The 3526-nt window shown below is 55.2% G+C and carries 6 protein-coding genes; all 6 read right to left on the bottom strand.

Translation table 11 applies throughout. The annotated features are described in order from the left end of the window. Positions 1 to 231: 231 nt before the first annotated feature. Positions 232 to 435 carry a hypothetical protein gene (locus OX89_RS18135; RefSeq protein WP_084002039.1) on the bottom strand — a complete coding sequence of 68 codons (204 nt, stop codon included), beginning with the start codon at positions 433 to 435 and terminating at the stop codon, positions 232 to 234. Positions 436 to 560: 125 nt separating this feature from the next. After that, positions 561 to 1097: a hypothetical protein gene (locus tag OX89_RS08525; protein ID WP_047350296.1), complete on the bottom strand. Its 537-nt coding sequence runs from the start codon at positions 1095 to 1097 to the stop codon at positions 561 to 563. A gap of 363 nt (positions 1098 to 1460) precedes the next feature. Further along, a complete protein-coding gene (locus OX89_RS19075) occupies positions 1461 to 1598 on the bottom strand; it encodes a hypothetical protein (RefSeq protein WP_157497378.1) in 138 nt (45 codons plus the stop codon). A 162-nt stretch (positions 1599 to 1760) separates the two neighbouring features. After that, entirely contained in the window at positions 1761 to 2801 is a 1041-nt protein-coding gene (locus OX89_RS08520; protein WP_199856227.1) for an AAA family ATPase, read from the bottom strand. 64 nt (positions 2802 to 2865) lie between these two features. Next, positions 2866 to 3246: a type II toxin-antitoxin system PemK/MazF family toxin gene (locus OX89_RS18530; RefSeq protein ID WP_157497374.1), complete on the bottom strand. Its 381-nt coding sequence runs from the start codon at positions 3244 to 3246 to the stop codon at positions 2866 to 2868. A gap of 27 nt (positions 3247 to 3273) precedes the next feature. Beyond that, the coding region (locus OX89_RS08515; RefSeq protein ID WP_047350295.1) for a hypothetical protein at positions 3274 to 3526 on the bottom strand (253 nt) is incomplete at its 5' end.

Below are 3526 nucleotides of genomic sequence, written 5' to 3'. Positions count from 1 at the left end.
GTTCATGCTGCTCATTCTATGCTCCATGACAGAGCGAAGCCAACCCGGCGGGGTGGCCCCGCGTGGGTTGAATTTGCACTTGCGTGCGTTGAATGCTGTTTCGTCTTGCGACAGGCCAGCAACCTTTTGAACTCAGTGCATTACGCACCCGAGGAACAAACTTGGTTTTCTGAAGAACCCAAAAGGATGCTTTAGAAAACCATCCCCGAAGGAATGGCTTCAATGTTACATCTATTTTTCTTGGAACATCTGGCAAGAAACAACGTAATAGTCGTTATTTTCAAGTCCAGGCCAATTTTTTTCGCATCCGCTCATTTCTCCTGGACGGTAGCTGCAGTGCGCGCACTCGGAACAGAGGTCATCATCGCTGATGGATTTCTCTCCCCCCGAATGGCTCACCGGCCATACATCCGCTTCGACTACGTTAGCGTTCATTTGTTCTCTCCTGCAAAAAAGCGACAGACACCGGCCCAGCGGGCAACAAGTGCCCATCAGGGTGATTCATCTGTTCGTTTCCAATTCCGTCAGGCAAGATCGTATTTTGCCGGGTAGCCTAGCAGTTAAACGCGAAAGCCCATGGCTTCACGCCGATCTTTGGTGGTCAGAACTTTGTTGCATTCCCGAAGCTGCTCGTAAGCTTCTTTCGGAACTGCTGCCGTCCACTGCAGCCCGTGTTTCCGAACCAATTCTTTGAACTTGGTCATGGCCTCGGTGCGACTCAACACCGTTTGTTGGGCGGCCAAGTTCCTGGATTCCTGCAACACGCGCTGGTGCTCTTGGTATTCCGCTTCGTCGTTGAAGCCCAAGGCGTTGAGCTTTTCGATTCGCTCCGGATCTTTGTCATCCGACACTTCCCCGGCAGAGGACGCGCTAGACGTGACGGCAAGAGCTTTCTTCGCTGCGGCCAACTCTCCATTCAGCAACGCATCCGCTGCATCAACCTCCTGGTCAGCCCACTCGTCGCCGAGGGCGTCGCGGTCAGCCGATGTTGGCGAGCTGATCAGCTCTCGGTACTCCAGCACTGCTGATTGCACGATCGCAAGCTGATGGCGTGTGACGGTCAGGGTAATCGTTTCTTCCTCGATGCGATTCGACATTTTCCGCTCCTTGTAAAAGAGACGGACACCGGCCCAACGGGCAACAAGTGCCCGTCAAGGGTGTAAAAAAACCCACGCCTGACAGCTGTCAGGGGCGGGTCGTTTGAAAAACCAATGCGCTTGTGGTCGGTGTCTAACGCCAACTAACGCTCAGGTAGTGATGCTCTCAGTGCTGGTCAGGCTTCCTTGTCTCGCGCGTCGCGAGATAAAGAAAACCACAGCAAATGAGTCCCATGAAGATATTTCCAATCACGAAAAGCATTTCATTCTCCTTTGCTGAACAATGCGCCGATCACAAACAGAACCAACGCCCAGAAAGCAAGCGCAAGCATCCTTGAGATCAAGACAACCGTGGCGTTATGGTCAGAATACGCCACTGAAACGCATCCAATCACGCATGCCGCGCGCCAGTCGCCCGTAGGCTTCCTTCTGCTTGAGCGTTGGAGTCCTCAATGCGATCTTGACTTCCTGTTGAAGGTGCCGTAACAACTTTAACAGCATAGCTCGTCCTTTGAAAGAGGGACGAACTCCTTCCCTGGCGGGCATGGAGCCCGTCCGGGTGGTGGGTGTAGACCAAACCTACGCCCCAGATTTCTCTGAGGCACAGGCCGGTCGGCTATGGAGCGCCGAGACAGCGTTGGGCGCCGCCCGTGCTTTCAATCCTCAACCAAGGAACGACTTGCCGAGATCGCTCACGGCCAGTCGCGCCCAGTCCGGGGTTTCAGTTACCGTAGGCTGCAGCCTGCTGATGTCCTTCACCATCAAGGTGCCGAACTCACTTTTCCCATCCGCGTGCAGGCGCTCTGCGTAGCGGAAGATTCGGCCACAGTTGGCGTCCGAAGCCTTCTTGGCCAATGCAGTGCACACAGCCCATAGCATGTCGGGGCGGGTCGGGATTGGTGCGTTGTCTGGATCTAGGATGATCCTGTCAGGGTTCGGCAAGTTGCTGCGAAGCATGGTCAAGAACGCGCGAAATTCAATCGCAGCACCCTCACTTACCGCGCCAGCTATGGCTGCGAACTCAAGATCCTCTGGCAACGTCATTTTGAGGCTCCTTCCGGCAAACTCCCATGTCCGAGGGCACGGGAAATTTTCCATGTCGTTGGCCTTCTTGGCGCCGTCGTAGACATGCAGAAGATCGGGACGGAATCGCAAAAACGATATGAGCTCAGGTGGCATATCTGCCCTCAGCGCCCACTGCGTCCAGTCGTCTACCGAAACCACGACTTCCACGACCGTGCCGAAGCGAGACAGCACAGGCGCGAGCATGCCCGTTACGCCTTCGCGACGGGAGCGATTGGTTGCCCCAACGAAAGTCACGCAGTCGGGCAGCTTGTGCCCATTGACCCGTCGAGCAAGGAGCAACTGCATGAAGCTTGCCTGAACAGCAGGAGATGCCTGTCCCAGATCATCGAGAAACCAGACCGTTGGCCTGGTTGCGTTAATGGCCTGCGCCAGATCTCCGAACGGCAGGAAGGTGGCGGTTTCGCCATCCTTGTCGGGCCAGGGTAGGCCTTTTGCGTCCGTGGGATCGGACACCACAGGATGCGACAGAATAATGTCGTACCCTGCAGCCTCTGCTGCGGCCTCCACAATGGAGGATTTGCCAACGCCAGGGGCGCCAGTCAACAAGATCGGCGTCCGCGCATTGATGTATGCGCTCAGCAGTTTCTCCGCCTTTTTGGGGTTGATAGAAATGGTCATGGTGATTTCCTTTTTGAAGATGAAGTCACCATGCCCCAACCGGGGATAGGTGACCCCGGTTGGGTTAACGAAACAAATTTGACGCTTGCAATGGCCTCTTGCAGAGGTCAATGTGCTCACGTCGGAGGTTCTCAGGCAAGGGTTGCCTGCCGTTTGACAGGAAATACTTGGTCTGAAGGGGGAGCCAAAAGGCTCTCTGGAAGCAGAACTTCGTCGCCGCTTTGATGACTTTGTAGCCATCAGGGTTAACGACAACTTCGGTGTTTCCACTCCAGTCGGTGTTTTGACTGGTTCCATACACAACAAGCACCATAGGGCGCCCGTTGCGTACTTCCTCAGCAATCACCAAGCATGGGCGGAACTTTGGCCCCGGCTTCAGAATGTCTTCTGACTCCAGAAACCACACGCGCACAATTGCCCCAACAGGGGCAGAAAGCTTACTCATTGGTAACTCCTGCCCCGCTGAGGGCGACTAGGTTGGTTTGGCGGGCTTGATAGACCCTATTGCCTCGGCCAATTCAATGATGGTTTTCGGGCGAAATCCTTCAGGAATAGGCGTAAGTCCGAAATCTCCCAGGTAAGCGCAGAGCGCGCGCTCAATGATGTCCTGAGGAGATGTTTGACGCAGCTCGGCCATTTTCCGCACGCGATCCGGCAGCGTGTCGTCGTCGCGGAATTGGATGGTGATTTGTTGCATGGCGATGCTCCTTTGAACATGCGGCAGC

The organism is Diaphorobacter sp. J5-51 (genome assembly GCF_001023515.1).
Classification (GTDB): Bacteria; Pseudomonadota; Gammaproteobacteria; order Burkholderiales; family Burkholderiaceae_C; genus Diaphorobacter; species Diaphorobacter nitroreducens.
This window is presented reverse-complemented; position numbering and strand designations above follow the sequence as displayed.

What these genes read in the sequence shown, in the direction of transcription:
- OX89_RS18135 (WP_084002039.1), bottom strand. Translation starts at nt 435, where the DNA reads ATGAACGCTAACGTAGTCGAAGCGGATGTATGGCCGGTGAGCCATTCG.
- OX89_RS08525 (WP_047350296.1), bottom strand. Translation starts at nt 1,097, where the DNA reads ATGTCGAATCGCATCGAGGAAGAAACGATTACCCTGACCGTCACACGC.
- OX89_RS19075 (WP_157497378.1), bottom strand. Translation starts at nt 1,598, where the DNA reads ATGCTGTTAAAGTTGTTACGGCACCTTCAACAGGAAGTCAAGATCGCA.
- OX89_RS08520 (WP_199856227.1), bottom strand. Translation starts at nt 2,801, where the DNA reads ATGACCATTTCTATCAACCCCAAAAAGGCGGAGAAACTGCTGAGCGCA.
- OX89_RS18530 (WP_157497374.1), bottom strand. Translation starts at nt 3,246, where the DNA reads ATGAGTAAGCTTTCTGCCCCTGTTGGGGCAATTGTGCGCGTGTGGTTT.